Annotated in this window: 19 protein-coding genes; 2 read left to right on the top strand and 17 right to left on the bottom strand. The window is 59.5% G+C overall.

Annotated features, from left to right (window positions below):
- Window positions 1–8 precede the first annotated feature (8 nt).
- From KQI82_RS04940 to KQI82_RS04875, 14 genes are all read right to left on the bottom strand, one after another.
- Window positions 9–419, bottom strand: a complete 411-nt coding sequence (locus tag KQI82_RS04940) for a hypothetical protein (RefSeq protein ID WP_216631775.1) — start codon at window positions 417–419, stop codon at window positions 9–11.
- Entirely contained in the window at window positions 416–739 is a 324-nt protein-coding gene (locus KQI82_RS04935) for a hypothetical protein (protein WP_216631774.1), read from the bottom strand. Before KQI82_RS04935 ends, KQI82_RS04940 begins: the two co-directional genes overlap by 4 nt.
- Window positions 739–1,128, bottom strand: coding sequence for a hypothetical protein (locus KQI82_RS04930; RefSeq protein ID WP_216631773.1), 390 nt, complete (start codon window positions 1,126–1,128; stop codon window positions 739–741). The genes KQI82_RS04935 and KQI82_RS04930 overlap by 1 nt, the downstream gene beginning before the upstream one ends.
- A 12-nt stretch (window positions 1,129–1,140) precedes the next feature.
- Window positions 1,141–2,205, bottom strand: coding sequence for a phage tail sheath C-terminal domain-containing protein (locus KQI82_RS04925; protein WP_241426617.1), 1,065 nt, complete (start codon window positions 2,203–2,205; stop codon window positions 1,141–1,143).
- Window positions 2,202–2,699 carry a hypothetical protein gene (locus tag KQI82_RS04920; protein WP_216631771.1) on the bottom strand — a complete coding sequence of 166 codons (498 nt, stop codon included), beginning with the start codon at window positions 2,697–2,699 and terminating at the stop codon, window positions 2,202–2,204. The genes KQI82_RS04925 and KQI82_RS04920 overlap by 4 nt, the downstream gene beginning before the upstream one ends.
- Window positions 2,696–2,998 (bottom strand): hypothetical protein, encoded by a 303-nt coding sequence (locus KQI82_RS04915; protein WP_216631770.1) that lies wholly within the window; start codon window positions 2,996–2,998, stop codon window positions 2,696–2,698. Before KQI82_RS04915 ends, KQI82_RS04920 begins: the two co-directional genes overlap by 4 nt.
- 11 nt (window positions 2,999–3,009) lie before the next feature.
- Complete coding sequence (locus KQI82_RS04910; RefSeq protein WP_216631769.1) at window positions 3,010–3,378, bottom strand: hypothetical protein; 369 nt, start codon at window positions 3,376–3,378, stop codon at window positions 3,010–3,012.
- Window positions 3,379–3,416: 38 nt separating this feature from the next.
- Window positions 3,417–4,448 (bottom strand): phage major capsid protein, encoded by a 1,032-nt coding sequence (locus KQI82_RS04905; protein ID WP_216631768.1) that lies wholly within the window; start codon window positions 4,446–4,448, stop codon window positions 3,417–3,419.
- A gap of 15 nt (window positions 4,449–4,463) precedes the next feature.
- Window positions 4,464–4,805 (bottom strand): hypothetical protein, encoded by a 342-nt coding sequence (locus KQI82_RS04900; protein ID WP_216631767.1) that lies wholly within the window; start codon window positions 4,803–4,805, stop codon window positions 4,464–4,466.
- A 33-nt stretch (window positions 4,806–4,838) separates the two neighbouring features.
- Window positions 4,839–5,753, bottom strand: coding sequence for a hypothetical protein (locus KQI82_RS04895; protein ID WP_216631766.1), 915 nt, complete (start codon window positions 5,751–5,753; stop codon window positions 4,839–4,841).
- 12 nt (window positions 5,754–5,765) lie between these two features.
- Window positions 5,766–6,926, bottom strand: a complete 1,161-nt coding sequence (locus KQI82_RS04890) for a phage portal family protein (RefSeq protein ID WP_216631765.1) — start codon at window positions 6,924–6,926, stop codon at window positions 5,766–5,768.
- Window positions 6,927–6,949: 23 nt separating this feature from the next.
- Window positions 6,950–8,188 carry a PBSX family phage terminase large subunit gene (locus KQI82_RS04885; protein WP_216631764.1) on the bottom strand — a complete coding sequence of 413 codons (1,239 nt, stop codon included), beginning with the start codon at window positions 8,186–8,188 and terminating at the stop codon, window positions 6,950–6,952.
- On the bottom strand, window positions 8,185–8,631 hold the full coding sequence (locus tag KQI82_RS04880; RefSeq protein WP_216631763.1) for a terminase small subunit: 447 nt from the start codon (window positions 8,629–8,631) through the stop codon (window positions 8,185–8,187). Before KQI82_RS04880 ends, KQI82_RS04885 begins: the two co-directional genes overlap by 4 nt.
- Window positions 8,632–8,790: 159 nt before the next feature.
- A complete protein-coding gene (locus KQI82_RS04875) occupies window positions 8,791–9,366 on the bottom strand; it encodes a hypothetical protein (protein WP_216631762.1) in 576 nt (191 codons plus the stop codon).
- Window positions 9,367–9,729: 363 nt separating this feature from the next.
- Between KQI82_RS04875 and KQI82_RS04870 the strand changes: the two genes are divergently transcribed.
- Both KQI82_RS04870 and KQI82_RS04865 read left to right on the top strand, forming a co-directional pair.
- Entirely contained in the window at window positions 9,730–10,812 is a 1,083-nt protein-coding gene (locus KQI82_RS04870) for a sensor histidine kinase (RefSeq protein WP_338148946.1), read from the top strand.
- Window positions 10,809–11,516, top strand: a complete 708-nt coding sequence (locus tag KQI82_RS04865; RefSeq protein WP_216631761.1) for a response regulator — start codon at window positions 10,809–10,811, stop codon at window positions 11,514–11,516. Before KQI82_RS04870 ends, KQI82_RS04865 begins: the two co-directional genes overlap by 4 nt.
- A 524-nt stretch (window positions 11,517–12,040) precedes the next feature.
- On the opposite strand, the gene KQI82_RS04860 is transcribed toward KQI82_RS04865, so the two are convergent.
- The 3 genes from KQI82_RS04860 to KQI82_RS04850 form a co-directional block, all read right to left on the bottom strand.
- Window positions 12,041–12,865, bottom strand: a complete 825-nt coding sequence (locus tag KQI82_RS04860; protein WP_216631760.1) for a ZIP family metal transporter — start codon at window positions 12,863–12,865, stop codon at window positions 12,041–12,043.
- A gap of 85 nt (window positions 12,866–12,950) precedes the next feature.
- On the bottom strand, window positions 12,951–14,906 hold the full coding sequence (locus KQI82_RS04855) for a complex I subunit 5 family protein (protein ID WP_216631759.1): 1,956 nt from the start codon (window positions 14,904–14,906) through the stop codon (window positions 12,951–12,953).
- A 13-nt stretch (window positions 14,907–14,919) separates the two neighbouring features.
- Window positions 14,920–16,407, bottom strand: coding sequence for a complex I subunit 5 family protein (locus tag KQI82_RS04850; protein WP_216631758.1), 1,488 nt, complete (start codon window positions 16,405–16,407; stop codon window positions 14,920–14,922).
- Window positions 16,408–16,420 lie beyond the last annotated feature (13 nt).

Below are 16,420 nucleotides of genomic sequence, written 5' to 3'. Positions count from 1 at the left end.
TCCTCCTGTCAGTAAAGGGCATATCCGCCGTCATAGCGGCGGGCATCCCTTTGAATCTGCCGGGAGAAGTCCGCCGGCGCTCCCCCCTGGGGCGGAGCGGCCCCTGTAAAGCTTTCCCGCTCCTCCCAATCCTTCGGCTCCTGGGGCCCCGCCTTTCGCTCAGCCCGCCCGTCCTCTTTCCGGATCAGCCGCCGATTTGGGAATCCAGCCTTCTCATATCCCTGCTCTCCCGCCGCCTGAGCAAAGCCCGCCTGTTCCCCAAGATATGGTTCCCTGCGCATCTCCCGCTGTGCCATCGCCCTCTCGGCGGCAGTCCCGGCCCGGGGTTCCTGCTCTTTTTGCTCCTCCCGCTCTTCCCCTGTCAGCAGCATTCTCCACAGCTGACTCTGCCGCAGCAGGAGCTGTTCAATATAATTCATGTAGTCTCCTCCTGCAAACGGTGAAACCGCTCCTGGTCAAAGGCGGCGCTTTTTCCTCCGTCCAGCGGGCGTTCCCCTGGCTGCTCCCCGGCACAGAGCAGCCGGATCAGCCGCTCGATCTGTTCCGCTGTCAGCGCCTCCATCACCTCTTCGGCGCTTTCAAACGCCGCCTTATCCTCATAGTAGCAGCATTTAGAGAGCACCAGGGCATTGCCCAAAAGGCCGGACTCCTCCGGCGCGCACTGGCTGAGCAGCGGATCCCGCCGCAGCTTCAGCAGCTGGGCCGCCGTCACCGGCCGCAGTTCGTCGATCTCATTCATCACGCGGCGATCTCAATGCGCCCCGTGGCCAATACCGTCACCCTTTCAGCCACCATGGCGTTCAGCTCACCCTGCTCGGAGATGTTGCTCCACTGGCAGCCGCTGTAAATCACCTTGCGGTCCGGCTTGCAGATTACAAGGGAGAAGTCCTCCAGATTGTAGAAGCTGATACCGTCGCTGATGGCCTCGTCGGTGGCATAGAGCCTGGTCAGCTCCAGGGTGTATTTGCACTGGCCGGGAATGGTGGCCACCGGTTCGCTTTCACCGAAGGCTTCAATGGTCTGGCTGCTCCGGGTGACTTTAGCGGAGTAGCTCTGTACCACCGCCACTTTCTTTCCGTTGAGTTCCAGATAGATGTCCGCGCTGGTGGGAAAACCTGCAATCTCCATAAACTTGCCTCCTTAAACCGTAATGTGGGCCGTCAGATAGATCTGATTGAGCCCATGGGCCACGGCAAAGCTGAACTCCACCAGGCAGACGGTGGGATTTTCCTCCGATACGCTCACCGACACCTCGCCGTAACTGTCGATGATCTCCGCCTTGACCTTGCTCTCCAGGTCCACCACCACCTGGGAGCGGATGGCTCCTCTTGTCTGGGCGGTATTTTTGGTGCGGGTGAACTTGCTGCGCAGAGAGCTGCGGATGGTGGGAATCACATTGTCCACAATCAGGATGGTGGTCAGCTCCCGCCAGGTACTGTCGGCCACGCCTCCTGTGGTGGTGCGGGTGGTAACGCCGCGGACAGGGGAAATCACACCCGCCACCTCCTCCAGCGGCGTCACGCCCCCCTGCACCAGCAGATCAATATCGTTGTCGCTGTAGCGCTGACTCACCCCGCCCAGGCCGTAAAGCTTTGCGCCGTTGAGGGGCACGGCCGGGTCCCGGTTGACCGCGATGGCCGCGGCCACTGCCGCCGCGCTGCAGGTGCCGGGCAGGGTCTTTCCGGACTCGTCCAGCGCGTCAGGGCCCACCAGCACCACACGCTCACTGTTAATCTGAGCCGCGTGGTCCTTGAGCTGTACCGCGCTTTTGGCACTGCTCCCCACCACCGCGATGCGTTCCCTGCGGTTTTGGGAGGCGGATTCCACACTCTGCCTCAGCGTCTGATGCACCTCGGCGTCCGCGCTGTCGCAGACCACAATCTGAATATTCTCCTGCTGGGCCAGGACATCGAAGGCCGCGGTATAGCCGCTGACCGTCTTCTCTTCCACCGCGGCCGCCACCACAGTGGACGCGCCGCCGGCAAACAGCAGCTTCAGCAGCGTGGACATGCCCGCGCTGCCTGCGGCGTCCTCGCCAAAGGCGGCAAGCCCCGCAGCATAGCTGGTCAGAGTCACGGCTTCATTGGCCGTCCCCTTTGTGGCTGAAGCCGCCAGACCGATGATCCGGATGGCGGCGCCGCCGTTTAAAACGGCGGATGCGTCGTAGGAGGAATAGACTCCGGGACGCTCATGAACTGTACTCAACAAGGAAGTACCACACCTTTCAATTCAAAATCCAGCAGCGCCCCGCTCTCCTCGCTGCCTGTCGCTGTAAAGTACGCCGTGCACCGGACCGCTCCCTGGCGAACGTACAGGTCCCGGTCCCGATCCCATTTCACTTCACCCCAGCTGGCCTCCAATGGCTTGAGTCCGGAGGGCAGCCCGGAGAGCAGCACCTCTGCCGCCGTCTCCGCTGCGGCTTCACACTCGTCGCTCTCAGGCGCGTAGATGTCCACCGCCAGATCCACCTCCAGCCGTTTGCCATAGAGCTCCCGGACGGTTCCCTTTTCCTCATCATAAACCTGCCCCAGATAGCTGCAAAAGCCCATGGCCCGTCCGCTGCTCTGACGGACGCCCACTGCCGCCACCGCGCCGCCCGGGCGCTTTTCCCGCTGCTGTCCCATCCGGGGGACCGCCTCCAGCCCGGAGTCCTGCAAGCAGCGGATCACCGCGCCGCGCACCTGATTCATTCCCGTCATACCGCCGCCTCCCATTCCGGCCGCAGGGCCGCCCAGTAATGGCTCAGCTCCCGCCCCACATAATAGGGGGAGGAGGTTCTTACCCGCAGCCGCAGCCCCTGCCAGATCAGCACATCTCCAGGCTCCACGGCCGTCCGCCCCAGGTAGACGAAGAGGCGCTCGTCTTCTCTCCCCAACACGTCCCCCGCGTCCTCCAGCCGGTTTCGGTCGGCCGAGGGCTGGATAAAAGCCCGTATGGGAGTCTCTGCCCCCTCCCGGATCAAAATCGCCTCCTGGCCGTACCGGGACACGATCTCCATGAGCCTCTCCGTCATCCTCTCACCCCGCAAAATAAGAAGCCCTCGTCGTTCACATAAGGTTCCATCAGTCGCCAAGCCTCCCGGCGCAGCCGGTCGGCGGAGGCGCCGGTCTCTGTTGCGGATATGCCGCCGACAGAGACCGTGCCCGCCGTAAAGGAGGAAAATCCGCCCTGGCCGCCCCGGCACTCCAAAAGGCTGGCAGCGGCCAGCATTGCCGCGGCGCAGGGATAGGCTGCGGCGCAGCTTTGCTGTGTGATGCCCTGGCGCAGCTTTGTGCGGAGAGAATCCTCCGCCGCGGCGCACAGCGTCTCCAACAGCTCTGACTCCTGCTCCGATGCGCCGCTGAGCGTCTTTGCCAGGCTCAAAATTTCATCACTCATATTTGTCCTCCCTATGCCGCGCTCCGCGCGGCTTTAAATCACACCGCCAGCACCTTGGAGGCGTCGCTGTAGAGCTTTGCAAAGCCGGAGATGCTGGTGATCGCGGCCCGCTCCAGCTGCCGGTCGATCAGCTTGTCATACTCCACCGTCACGCCGCTGCCGTTGATCATCTCAAGGGCGTAGTTCTTGTCCAGGCCAATCATCTTGCCGGCCGGCATGGCGGAGGTGCGCAGCAGCTTTGCCCCCAGAGGGGAGGTCAATGTGCCGGTGCCCTGGAAGTTCAATCCGGTCAGCGGATTCTGGAATTCACTGAGTTTCAGCATGGCCAGCATCACATCGTCTGCAACCAGCATGGTGTTCAGGGCATAGGGGTCAAACTGGGCCCAGAAGTCCAGCAGCGCGTCATAGCTCAAAGCGCCCGCGGTGCCGCCGATGGGCTTGGTGCCCACGGCAAAGCTCTTGGCGGCGTTGTTGTTTCCGTCGCCATTGAGGATAACGGAGATGGCGTCCTCCAGGTGCATCCTTGCGATGTAGGCGCCGATCTGGCGCAGCGTCACGGAGAAAAGGTCCAGCCGCTGGAAGCGGATGGCCTCATAGGACGCCACCAGCATCCGGCCCCGCTTGTGCAGCCGCACCAGGTTTTCCTGGGTGCGGATGGAGGTGGTTGGAATTTCGCTGCCCTCCTCCACACGCCGGAGAGACTTTTCCTCCTCCGTGGGCACGGAGGCAATGGAGCGGTAGTCCATACCGTCAAAATTGGTCACCGTGGCGGTGATGTTAGGCAGGATGTTTTCCGACTCCATGCCCTGGCGCACCACCCGGGATACGAACTCAGGGAACAGCACGGCGGAATCCGTGGTGTGGAAAAACTTCTCCACCATATCGCTTCCGACACCCTTGACATGGATGTCAAAGCGCTTGAGCTGGCGCTGGAAGGCGTCCATTCCCTCCAGGGCGGTGCCCCGGTAGCTTTCGCTGGGGTCCAGCTCCTCCAGGGTCTGGGTAAAGCTCTTGCCGGACTGGGCGTACATGCCCTTGTCCAGCTTCAAATTGTCAAAATGATAGGCCATTGTCCATCTTCCTCCTTACAGTACAAAGGTTACGGTACTTGCGCCGGTATCGATGTCCAGCACCAGATACTCCCGGCCGGTCGAGCTGGTCTTGACGCCGCCGGTGCCGTTGGCCGAAAGCTTTGCGTAGCCCACGGCGGGCGCGGCGCCGGTGCAGGGTGCCGTCACCACGCCGGCAAGCTGCACGGCGCAGGCGTCCTCCGAGCGCTTTGCGGCGGTAACGCCGCAGAAGCTGTCGCCGTCGGCGCAGGCACCCACCGTGGCGCCTGCGGTCATCTTGACCACCTGCCCCTCCACTGCGTCCGAGGTGGCAAAGGTAGCTGTCCACTGGTTCATGCCGTCAAAAGAAATGTTCATTGTCGTCCTCCCTTTTTATATTCCGCTTTCTCATCACACGAGAAAAACAGCTTTATTGTCCGTGGCCTGTTCCACGTCCCGCAGCTGGGTCTGCAGCGGGTATCTGCTCCGCATCTGCTTCTCATATACCCGCTTGAGCTCCAGAAGCTCCGGTTCGCTCAGCTTGTCTGCGATCCCTGAAAAAACATCCGCGTTCAGCGATTCGTCGGTCAGCGCGGCCAGACGGCTCACCTCGGCGCGCAGGGCGCCAAGGTACTTGCGCCCCAACTCCGCCTGCTGCTGCAGGGCCTTCCACTCCTCCAGACACGCGCCCTGCTCCGCCGCCTCCACAAGCTGCTTCAGCGTGCCGCAGCGCTTGATGACGCCGGCACGGCGCTGGGCGGGTACGGCCACAAAGGACCACTCATATGCGTCCGTGGGATTTCGAAGCTCTGCGAAACAGAGCTTGCCGCCGTAGGTCTCTCCCTTTTGGTGGGCGCAGCTCCCCATTTCGCTGCCGCAGATGGAGCAGACGCTCCGCTCCACGCTGCATCCCACGCTGACCTCTTTTTTGATACCGCCCTCAATCTCCGCAATCAGGTCCTTGTTCTTTTCACTGCGGAGCATGTAGGCATACCCCTTCAGATAGCAGGACACCTCCCCCAGGGATGTTTTTTTCTCCGGCTCAAAGCATACCTCTGTGCGGTAGATACGGGCGGTTTGGCCGTTGGAGGCCCATTGGTGGTCAAAAATACCGCTTTTTCCCACAAAGAGGTCGCCCAACTTGTGAAGGGCCGGCTCGTCGAATCGCTCATAGTCCCGGTCCACCTCGTTGTCGCACAGCCGCACGCCAAAGGTATACACCTGCTCCGCGCTCAGCTTGCCCTTGGACAATTGGTTGATCAGCTCCAAATCCGCCTCAGCCGCGGGACAGCTCAGCGTCCCCTCCCGCTCTTTTCTGATATCCATGTTCTCCTCCTGTCACTGCCGCACTTCCGCCGCGTCGTTTTCAATCCGCAGCTTTCTTGCCTGTTCTTTGTAAAGGGCCGCCCTGGCCTCTTCCAACTCATCCTGGAGATTGATGTCATCCCACAGGATTTCCACCTGGTCGCTCATGCCCTGCATTCTGAGCCACAGCCGGCAGATTCTCTCCAGCATGGGCGTCAGCGTCCGCCGGATGGCCGTGATCTCCGTGGTCAGAAGGTCCGCCTGCTGGGAACTCATCCGCTCCGTGGAGGACCAGCTCAGCCCCAGCATAAAGGGCGGAATTCCCGTCTTGGCCACAATCTGCTCCAGAATCTGCCGGACCGGCACTTCGCTGTCTAAGATTTGGTTGTCGGCCCCAATGACCCGGATGTCCACATCGCCCACGGCCACAAAGTCCCGGACGCTTCCGCTTTTCGTGCTCTGCATGGCGCTGGCCCACTCTTTTGCAAGCTGCTGCCCGCGCTCCTGGGCCTGCACGCCGGAAAGCTCCTTCTCCTGGGGCTTGTAGACCACGGCAAACCGGACGTTTCCGCACCGCTCCCAGTTGACGCCGATGGTGTTGTATATCTTCATCAGGATATCGCTCAAAAAGGGCAGCGAGCGCAGCAGCGACACGCCATAGGGGTTGTCCGCCTCCGGGTTGAGGGGCGTAAACAGCAGCAGGTTCTGATAGGGCAGCGGAACGACGGCTCCGTGTTCGTCGGGGCCGCAGATCACAAACTCCAGCGGGCTGTGCCCCTCCCGGATCTCCAGGTTGTCCACCCGTCCGCAGAGGAGGGCCGCAATATCCCGGTTTCCCCGCTCCGGCACAATTTCTCCGATGGCCCTGCCGCAGGTCAGCAGAGAATCCACATAGCAGTCCACAAAGGAGTTCAGCCCAAACTGGCCGCGCCCCACGTTGACCGTCTTCAAAAAATGATTCAGCGCCTCATCCGCCCGGGCCTGCGGGCATTGGACCCGAACGCCTCCCACCAGGCGGATCAGCTTGTAGATGGCCGCGTCCACAATGGGCACCGCCTCCCGCACCGCGCGGCAGAGCTGCGTTTCGCCTCCGCGCATGGGCACGCAGTTGTTCAGCAGTCCAAAGGGATGCTGATCCGGTTGGCGCAGCTGAACAAACGCGGGTGCCGTCTCCTTCTTTTTCCAAAAGCTCATTTGGCTCTCCTTTTTGTATAAACTCACCGCTCCACATAGGTGGCGGCAAAGCCGCCCTCCTCCTGCTTGCGCACCCACATGGCAAAATAGCGCATGTCGTCCATGGCGTGGTCGTTTTCCTTTTTGGGTGCATCGTGGCCCATACGTTCATCCCAGGTGTACAGCCCCATCTCCCGGATGCAGTCGCCGCAGGTGTCGCAGATTACGATCCGCTTCCGCTTCAGAAGGTCCGCCGTCACCCGGATTCCGTCGGCCACGTCGTTTTTGGCCCGCTCCACAGAGAACCCCTCCCGCCGAAGAGCCTCGATGAAGCTGGCGGCGGAGGGATCCACCAGCACCGCCGCCAGCGGCCGCCCATCCGCCAGAGCACGGATGGCCTCCACGTATTCGGCGTCCGTCTTTTGGCAGCCCTCTTTCCGGGAATTGTAGTAGTACTCCCGCAGTCTGTACCACACATTGTTCCTGAGCCCCCAGAATCCGCAGGAGGTGGGGTTGGCCGTCCCATAGTCCACGGAAATGCAGTAGCGCTCCATCTCCCCCTCCGGGGGCGGAACACAGCAGCTCTCCGGCTCAAAAAAGTCGTAGATCAGACCCTGTGCGGCGGTCCACTCCCCCAGAACGAACCTGCGGTAGAAAATTCCGCTGTAGGAGTTTCGGTAGCGAACGCGGATCCGCTCGGAAAGGGCCGGATTGTCCTCCATGGTAAAGTGGAGATACAGGGCGTGTCGCTCCCGGCTCTTTAAAATCCACTCCTGGTAAAACCAGTGCTGTGGCCCTTCGGGGTTGCAGCTGAACCACAGTCTGCTTCCCGATACGGAGCACCGGGCGCAGGCCTGCTCCACAAAGGAGCGGGGCATCAGTGCCACCTCGTCCAACAACACCCCGGCAAAGGTAATGCCCTGGATCAGCGCGGCGCTGGACTCATCGTAGCCTCCAAAAAGATAGAAGCGGTTCTCCCGGCTGCCATGCCGGATCAGAATCAGATTCTCCGAACGCTTTTCGAGACACTGAAAGCCAAGCTGCCTCAAATAGGGCAGCAGCTCGCTGAGCACATTGCGCCGCAGAGATATAATGCTCTTTCCGCACAGGCCAAACTGCCTGCGGTCAAAGCAGCGCATTGCCCAGCAGACAAATGAAATGCCCATGCACAGTGTCTTTCCGCTTCGCACGGCCCCGTCACATATGATCGCCTCGTGGTAATTGTCCCTCACCCACCAGGTCAGAACTTTCCTTTGCTTGGGGGAAAACCGTCTGATCTTCATTCGCCTCCGGCATCCTCAAGCGCCTGAAAAAAGTCCATGGCCCCGTCTGGCGCTCCATCTCCTAACAGGGAGTAAAGCGCCTCAAGGGCCCGCACCCGGTCCACGAACTTCACCTCCAGCCCTCTGTCCGTCGCCTTGAACTCCGCCACAGCGGACAGGTCCAGCCCATCAGGGTCGTACGTCCCCTCATGAAGGGCCAGCCGGATGGCGTCATTGACCCGCCCAAAGGCCAGCTGCGCCAAACGCCGCAGCACATCTTCCCGCTTGAGCTGCCCCGCCGCCGCTTCCCGCATCTTTTCCAGCTGCTCCTGTACGCTTTTTCGGGACAGGGCGGAAAACCCGTCCCGGCAGCCCGCCTCAGCGGCGGCCTGTTCCGGGTCCATGGTCCGCAGATACACCTCGCAGAACTTCTGCCGGTCTCCTCCAGCGCACGTCTCTTTCATGATCCTCTTCACCTCCGTCCTCTCATACACCTGTTGACGGGGAGAAATAATTGCACACCTGCATGCATACAGGATAAATTTCCTTTGCCGCAGCAGTGTCTGCGGGCAAAAAAATACCGCAGGGAAAAATTCCCTGCGGTATCTCACCTGATGCAGTTTTTATGCGCTGCGCTTTACGTTGCGCTGCTCCAAAATCAACGCGGCGGCCTCCGCGTTGCTGATGCAGTAGAACACCAATCCTGCGGCGCAGTCCTGATCGTCGTTGGTCATCACGTCGATCTTGGGATGGCAGGCGCGCCACCGGAGCTGCTTGTGCACCTCGCCGAAGAGCTCGCTGCCAAGGACCAGGCAGTCCTGAGCCGCCACATCCGTCACCAGCTGGAAATCGTCCACATCGGAGAGCTCCATGTAGTAGAGTGCCTTGCCCTTTGTCATCACAATCGCCCGCTGATCCGTGATCCAGTACTTCTGCTTGCGCAGATTGATCCGCTCCAAAATGGGAGAAACCATAATCAGCGCGGCAACCGCCAGCGTCAGAGCAATGAATCCCATGCTCCACTCCTCATTTTTGGAGCAGTACAGCATCAGCAGGCCGGTGGTAATGGCTACCGTCAAAATCCAGGTGCGCAGAATGCGGAATTTGTTCTCGCTGTCCAATAGCTGAAAGTCCGTCGGCTTTCCCTGCCAGCGCACCACTTCATTCTTTCTCAAAAAATCATTCAATTCTTTCTCCATGGGGACACACTCCTTTATCAGCTTATGCAGGTCTTCTGCCTGGTATTATTATACGGGAAGGACCCGTTCAACTGCTGCTAAAGCTCAATGTTTCCTTGTTAAGCGTTTGTCAAGAAGAGGCTCGTCCGGTTGTCTCTCCTCTCTATTTTAGCGGAAATTTAACGCTTTATTTGATATAATGGTCGAAAGCAGTCGTCCCGCACTGCCGCGCCGGATCCCTTAGCCGCCGGCGGGCGGCCTGATTTCTGCCAGCAGAATCCGCTGTGCAAACTCCGACTTATGTGTTACAATTGACAGTGCCGTTTTACATCCGATGGGGCCCGCCCATGCGGCAATCATCTGTTTTCCGGTTTCGCGGAGAAAGTGAGGTGCCTTTTGAATATAAAAAACCCGCGAATTTTTTCATTCTCCTGGAAAGATCTGCTGATCTCAGCGGGAATTCTCTTCTGCGCGGTGGAACTTTGTATTCTGCTGCGGATGGCGGATACCAGCGACGGCTTTGCCTCGCCGATCTTCGTGCTTGCGGTGCTGCTGATCTCCCGGCTGACCACAGGCTATTTGTTCGGACTGATCTCGGCGGTTTTGGGCGTCATCGGCGTCAACTTTATTTTTACTTACCCCTATTGGGCGTTTAACTTCACCATTTCCGGCTATCCGCTGACCTTTCTCACGCTGCTTGGCGTATCCCTGATCACCTGCACCATGACCACAAAGATCAAGCAGCAGGACCGGCTGAGGGCGGAGACGGAAAAGGAAAAAATGCGCGCCAACCTGCTCCGTTCCGTCTCCCATGACATCCGCACTCCACTGACCTCCATCATGGGTTCCACCTCAGCGGTGTTGGAAAACCCGAATCTCTCCAAAGAGGAGCAGAAAAAGCTGCTGGAGGACGCCCGGGATGAGGCCCAGTGGCTCATTCGGGTCGTGGAAAACCTGCTGTCCATCACCCGGATCGGCGATGCCCAGGCTCAGATTACAAAAGAGCCGGAGGCGGCGGAAGAGGTGTTGGGCGAGGCTGTGCGAAAGTTCCGCAAGCGCTTCCCCTCTGTCTGCGTGCGGGTAGAGGCTCCGGATGAACTGCTTTTGGTTCCCATGGACGCGATCCTCATTGAGCAGGTTCTGTCCAATCTTTTGGAAAACGCCGTATTTCACGGAGAGACCACCACAAGCATCCTGCTCTCCGTCCAGTCCGAGGGCCGCTACGCCCGGTTCTCCGTGGCGGACAACGGCTGCGGCATTCCAGAGAAGGAACTTTCCACTCTCTTCGATGGCACGCTTAAGCGCAGTGAAACGGCATCCGGAGACGGCAAGCGCAACATGGGCCTGGGGCTCTCCGTCTGCCTGGCCATTGTCCGAGCCCACAACGGCACCATGGACGCTAAAAATTTGGATAGAGGGGCGGAGTTTTCATTTCGCCTGCCCCTTTTTGAGGAGGAGTCTCTATGACCATTCGTGAAAAAGTCTTAGTGGTGGAGGATGAAAAGAGCATCTCCCACTTCATCTGCACCATTTTAAACTCAAATGGCTACGAAACCATGCAGGCCCGCACAGGGGAGGAGGCCCTCTCCATGATTTCCTCCCACTGCCCCGACCTGATTATTTTGGACCTGGGACTGCCGGATATGGATGGATTGGATGTCCTCAACAGCCTGCGGAGCTGGTCCAGCCTTCCGGTTGTGGTGGTTTCCGCCCGCTCGCATGAGCATGATAAAGTAAACGCCCTGGATTTGGGCGCCGACGATTATCTCACCAAGCCCTTTGGCACCGATGAGCTGCTGGCCCGGGTCCGCACGGCCATCCGCCACACACGCACTTCCTCCGGCAACGATGAGATCGCCCAGAAAGGCACCTACACGGTGGGGGAACTGACCATTGATTACAACAAGCATCAGGTGCTGGTCCGCGGGAAAAACGTCCATCTGACCCTCAGCGAGTTTCGCATTGTGGCGCTGTTGGGCAAGTATGCCGGCAAGGTGCTGACCTACGATTTCATCATCAAGGAGCTGTGGGGTCCACGGGCCAGCGGAGACAACCAGATTCTCCGGGTCAACATGGCCAACATCCGGCGAAAGGTGGAAAAAAACCCCGCCGAGCCGGAGTATCTTTTCACCGAGGTGGGTGTGGGATATCGTTTGGCTGAGGGTGACTGAGTACAGGACGCTGCCGGCAGGGCAGCGTCTTTTTATATGTGTTAGCGCCGTGCGCTTTTTTGATACCGGAGATTCCCTTTCTCTGCCCGACACAGCGTTTTGGCGACGAACACCTCTTTTCGTCAATAGATAAGTATTTTGCGCTTCATGCGGCTCTCCTTTATGCATTGATAACCGATCTTGGCATACCCTTAACGTGTATTTTTTGACAAAGCCTGATAGAATAAAATCAGGCGGAGGGGGGAGTCCCTCCCAGGACCGCCGGGTTCATCCTTTACCCTTTCACTTGCCCGGAGTCTTTCAAAATCAAATTTCTCTCCCGCATTGTATGTTTGATCTCTTTTCTATCAGTCAGGCAGCCTCTCACCTCCTCCGGGCAAAAAGAGATTCCATCCCACACCGGATGGAATCTCTTTTCTTCTTTTCATGCCGCCGCATCGCAAACCTTGCATGGGCACGGTCCGAAGGAGGTACGCTTTCCTGCCGCGTCCACCTTCAGAAAATCAAACTCCGCGTATCCCGTCTTATGCATAGACGATGATCAGGCCAACCATCATCCCGGCTGTTGCGGCGAAGGCCGGGGCCTTGGACCTCCACATCTCCGTCGCCTCCGGCAAAAGCTCCCCGAACACCACATAGAGCATGGCGCCGCTGGCAAAGCTCAGCGAAAGCGTCAGCGCCATCGGCCCCATGGACCCAAGGTGGAAGCCAAGCAGCGCGCCCAAAACTGTGGGAAATCCGGACAAAGCTGTAATACCCACTGCCCTTGCGGCGCTCATCCCGCCGGCGATCAGCGGAACAGCCACTGCCACTCCCTCGGGGATGTTGTGCAGGCCAATGACAATCGCCATGAGGATCCCGCCCCGGAACGCCGCCTCCCCTGATCGGGCGAAAGAGGCGCCGATTACCATACCCTCCGGCATATTGTGAAGCGCAATGGCCGCCGCCATGACCACCCCCGCCACAAAGAGCTGTCTGCGGGATAGCTCCCGGTCTGAAGACCTGGCCTCTTTACTTGTGCGGCGCAGGTTCACCAGCATGATTCTGCGCCTTGTGGCGCCTGTTCCCTCTATCCAGCCATTGAGCAGCCCGATGACGCCGTAGCCTGTCAGGACGCCAAGCACCACCGCCAGCACATTGGAGATTCCCGCGTTGTTCACCGGACCAAGCGCGTCTGTCAGCAGGTCAAAACAGACCACGCTGGTCATCACACCGGCCGCAAAGGACATGAGCAGGCTCACCGTCCTGTCCGAGTCCCTCCGAAACAAGGTGGCCGCCGCGCCGCCCAATCCGGTGCCGCCCACGCCGGCAATGGCGGTGATGGTCAAAATGCTTCCTATAACCCCCATGCATAATTCCTTTCCTTCCCTCTTGCCGTTTGTTCTCCTTTGTGCATGGCGATCAAAAAAGGGAGAGGAATCCTCTCCCTTTTTCCTATGTGCGAATTAAAATGTAGAGCAGAGCGCTCACCAATCCCAGTCCCGCCAGCAGCAGGTCAAAGGAAAATGTCTTGAGCACCGTGTGCTTGCGGGGCTCTTTTGCATAGGTGCCGAACTCCTCGTTGCCCTTTGGAACAATGATTCCCGGGGCCTTCAAAAAAAGCACCCTCCGCCCCATCTCCAGCACCGTGTCGCCCACGGAGGACAAGGTACGCGCCGCCATTGCGCCAAGAAAGGCCGCGGCGTCCAGAGCCGGGCGGTAGATCCTCTCCTCAATATCCAGCCACCGGGGCCACCGGTCTATGTAGACCCATTCCCCGTTGTGTCCCCGTTTCATCAGACAGGTTCGGATGAACAAAAAATAGACGCAGAGTCCAATGCCAAGGGAGATCAGCGCCCCCTTCAGATTCACCCAGGCAAAATAGTGGACGTGGCTCTCCAGCGGCGCGGCGTGGAGGAACTCCTGGGAAAACCGGGCCAATCGCTCCATAGTAAGGGTGGGTGTCATCCCCATTCCCACCAGCAGCAGCGCTCCCATCCCCATGGCCGCGGCAGTGGAGCGGTCCATATACTGAGCCGGCGGCACGTGGTGTCCGGGCATCTTCGGGTCAATGCACAGCGCCACAAAAAGCTTGGTCATGTAAGCCACCGTAAGGCCTCCGGTAAAGAGGAACAGCGCTTCCACCGCTTGATAGGCCCCGGTGCTCACACCTTCTTCCCCCAGGAGGTGTATGTACTCCACAATGCTCTCGTGAAGCAGCGTTTTGCTCACATAGCCGGAAAACAGCGGCACGCCGCAGATGGACAGCGCTCCGATGGTAAAGACGGCCGCCAGGCGCGGCCGGTCGTTGGCAAAGCCCCGTACCGCGTTGAGATTCAGCGAATGGGTGCCCCGGTAGACCACTCCGGCGGCCACAAACAGAACAAGCTTAATCAGCGAGTGATTCACAAGGTGCAGCACAGTTCCCGCCGCGGCCAGCGCGTTTTCCCGGTTGAGCAGCACCTGCATCCCCACGCCCACCAAAATGAACCCGATCTGGGACATGGACGAACAGGCCAGCGTCCGCTTCAGATCGATGGAAAACACCGCCAGCACAGCTCCGCCCAACATGGTGATCACGCCCAGCAGCAAAATGAGCTTGCCCCATGCCATATCATATAGGAAGAGATTGCAGCTGATGACTAAAATTCCATAAATCCCGGATTTCGTCAGGATGCCGGACAAAAGCGCCGAAGATGGTGCCGGCGCCACCGGGTGTGCCTTGGGCAGCCAGATATGCAGGGGGAACATGCCGGCCTTTGCCCCAAACCCGAAGAGGCAGCAGCCTCCCGCAGCGTACAGCTGGCCCAACTTGGCCTCCGGCAGCCCTGTCACCAGCGGCCCCAGGGCCTCAATGCGCAGCGTGCCGAACAGATCCTGCAGCAAGAAGAGCCCCATCAGCAGCGTCATTCCACCGATGACCGCCACGGCAAGGTAGGTGTCCGACGCCCGGATGGCCTCCCTTGTCTCGTTTTGCACCACCCAGATGTAGGAGGTGAAGGACATCATCTCAAAAAAGAGGAAGGTGGTAAACAGGTCATTGGACAAAAACACCCCCATCAGCGCCCCCAGGGTCAACAGGTAAAAGAGGTAGTACCGGGTGCGGCTGTCTGATTCGGCAAAGTATTCCCGGGAGGGCAGTGCCGTCATCAGCCACAAAAATGCGGCCAGGATCGCCAGCAGTCCGTGAAATCCATCCGGGCTCAGGGAAATTCCAAACCCGCAAATACCGCCCAACGTCAGCTCCCGCCCCTGCACAAACAGCACAAGCAGCGCCGCCGCCAGTTCCACAGCCGCCGTGACAACCACGTAGTGATCCTGGATGTCCCGGTGGCGCCGCCCGATCACGTAGCACACAAATCCCATCACCATGGGGAAACACACCAAAAATACCAGCAGAAACGACGCCATAACTCCTCCTTTCTCAGAATAATCCGTAGGCGGCCTGCCGGATCAGATGAATAAGCTCTCCTGAACAAAAGGCCGCCGCGATTCCCGCCGCCGTCAGAAAAATCATGGTCCCCTTCATGTTTGCGCCCGGGTCGGCGACACGTTCCAGGCCGGAGCGGTACTCCTCGCCCACCGGGAAATATCCCCGCAGCACCACCGTCATCAGATAGAGGGTGGTCAGAAGCGTGGAGAGAATCAGCGCCCCGATCCCCCAGTAGGCAATCGGCCTTCCCGTGGCCACAGCTGCGGAGGCGATGCACCACTTTCCCACGAATCCCCCCAGGGGCGGCACACCGATCAGTGCCACAGAGGAGATGGTAAACGTTCCGAACACAACCGGCATGGCGTGGCCGAACCCCTCCAGGTCATAGACGTATTCCTTCCCTGTTTTGCAGAGGATCGCCCCGGCGCAGAAAAACAGGGTGATCTTGATAACGGCGTGATAGACCATATGGGTCAGCCCGCCGGCCATTCCCTCCGGCGTCATCAGGGTAAATCCAAAGAGGATGTAGGAGAGATTGCTGACCGTGGAGTAAGCCAGCCGCCGTTTTAAGTGGGGCGTCCGCAGCGCCCTGGCCGAACCGTAAACAATGGTGACAATGGCCGCGGCCATGGTCACGTCCTGGGCAAAGGTTCCCCGGAGAAAGTCCGCGCCAAATCCAAAGTAGATGAGCCTCATCACCGCAAAGATACCGGACTTCACCACTGCCACGGCGTGCAGCAGCGCCGAGACCGGGGTGGGCGCCACTGAGGCGTCCGGCAGCCAGCCGTGAAAGGGGAAGATGGCGGCTTTCACCCCAAACCCGAAAAACGCGCACAAAAACGCCCACAGCAGCATCTGTTCATTGCCGGCGACCAGCGTCTCATTTAGTACGCCGCCCAGCGAAAAGTCCAGACTGGTGCCGTAGTTGAGTAAAAATACCATCCCGATGAAGGCAAAGGCCGCGCCGGAGAGGGAGTAGATCAGGTACTTCTTTCCGGCATAGCGGGCCTGGTGATCCATGGCGTGCATCACCAGCGGCAGCGTAGCCAGCGTCAGCAGCTCGTAAAACAGGTACAGCGTCAAAAAGTTGGCCGCAAAAGCCACCCCCAACACCACGCCGAAGGCAATGGTGAAAAACCCGAAAAACCGGTTCTCACTGCCCTCGTGCTGCATGTATTCAAAGGCATAGATCGCCGTCACCGGCCACAGCGCGGCGATCATGGCCCCAAAGAGGCGGGATGCGCCGTCAACGCGCAGCGTCAAAGAGAGCGCCTGGGAAAAGCGGACCGGTGTGCAGGTGAACGCGTCCACCCCCAATTTCCAGGAGAGGAAGATACAGGATGCCGCCAAAAGCGAGGTGACTGCGGTGACAAAAAGGACGTAGCGCTCCCTGTGCTTTTTCTGCCCCGGATTCCAGATCATAAGCCCGGTTCCCGTCAGAATGGGGAAAAGGATCGCAGCGGCCAGCAGGCTTCCCATTTCAGGCGCCTCC

The sequence above is a fragment of the Dysosmobacter acutus genome (assembly GCF_018919205.1).
GTDB classification, from domain to species: domain Bacteria; phylum Bacillota; class Clostridia; order Oscillospirales; family Oscillospiraceae; genus Oscillibacter; species Oscillibacter acutus.
Note: the sequence above shows the minus strand (reverse complement) of the source record. Positions and strands in the feature narration are given on the sequence as shown.

Coding starts and splice junctions, on each gene's coding strand:
- KQI82_RS04940 (WP_216631775.1), bottom strand. CDS start 419: ATGAATTATATTGAACAGCTCCTGCTGCGGCAGAGTCAGCTGTGGAGA.
- KQI82_RS04865 (WP_216631761.1), top strand. CDS start 10,809: ATGACCATTCGTGAAAAAGTCTTAGTGGTGGAGGATGAAAAGAGCATC.
- KQI82_RS04920 (WP_216631771.1), bottom strand. CDS start 2,699: ATGACGGGAATGAATCAGGTGCGCGGCGCGGTGATCCGCTGCTTGCAG.
- KQI82_RS04860 (WP_216631760.1), bottom strand. CDS start 12,865: ATGGGGGTTATAGGAAGCATTTTGACCATCACCGCCATTGCCGGCGTG.
- KQI82_RS04855 (WP_216631759.1), bottom strand. CDS start 14,906: ATGGCGTCGTTTCTGCTGGTATTTTTGGTGTGTTTCCCCATGGTGATG.
- KQI82_RS04905 (WP_216631768.1), bottom strand. CDS start 4,448: ATGGCCTATCATTTTGACAATTTGAAGCTGGACAAGGGCATGTACGCC.
- KQI82_RS04885 (WP_216631764.1), bottom strand. CDS start 8,188: ATGAAGATCAGACGGTTTTCCCCCAAGCAAAGGAAAGTTCTGACCTGG.
- KQI82_RS04915 (WP_216631770.1), bottom strand. CDS start 2,998: ATGGAGATCGTGTCCCGGTACGGCCAGGAGGCGATTTTGATCCGGGAG.
- KQI82_RS04935 (WP_216631774.1), bottom strand. CDS start 739: ATGAATGAGATCGACGAACTGCGGCCGGTGACGGCGGCCCAGCTGCTG.
- KQI82_RS04895 (WP_216631766.1), bottom strand. CDS start 5,753: ATGGATATCAGAAAAGAGCGGGAGGGGACGCTGAGCTGTCCCGCGGCT.
- KQI82_RS04900 (WP_216631767.1), bottom strand. CDS start 4,805: ATGAACATTTCTTTTGACGGCATGAACCAGTGGACAGCTACCTTTGCC.
- KQI82_RS04910 (WP_216631769.1), bottom strand. CDS start 3,378: ATGAGTGATGAAATTTTGAGCCTGGCAAAGACGCTCAGCGGCGCATCG.
- KQI82_RS04890 (WP_216631765.1), bottom strand. CDS start 6,926: ATGAGCTTTTGGAAAAAGAAGGAGACGGCACCCGCGTTTGTTCAGCTG.
- KQI82_RS04850 (WP_216631758.1), bottom strand. CDS start 16,407: ATGGGAAGCCTGCTGGCCGCTGCGATCCTTTTCCCCATTCTGACGGGA.
- KQI82_RS04930 (WP_216631773.1), bottom strand. CDS start 1,128: ATGGAGATTGCAGGTTTTCCCACCAGCGCGGACATCTATCTGGAACTC.
- KQI82_RS04875 (WP_216631762.1), bottom strand. CDS start 9,366: ATGGAGAAAGAATTGAATGATTTTTTGAGAAAGAATGAAGTGGTGCGC.
- KQI82_RS04880 (WP_216631763.1), bottom strand. CDS start 8,631: ATGAAAGAGACGTGCGCTGGAGGAGACCGGCAGAAGTTCTGCGAGGTG.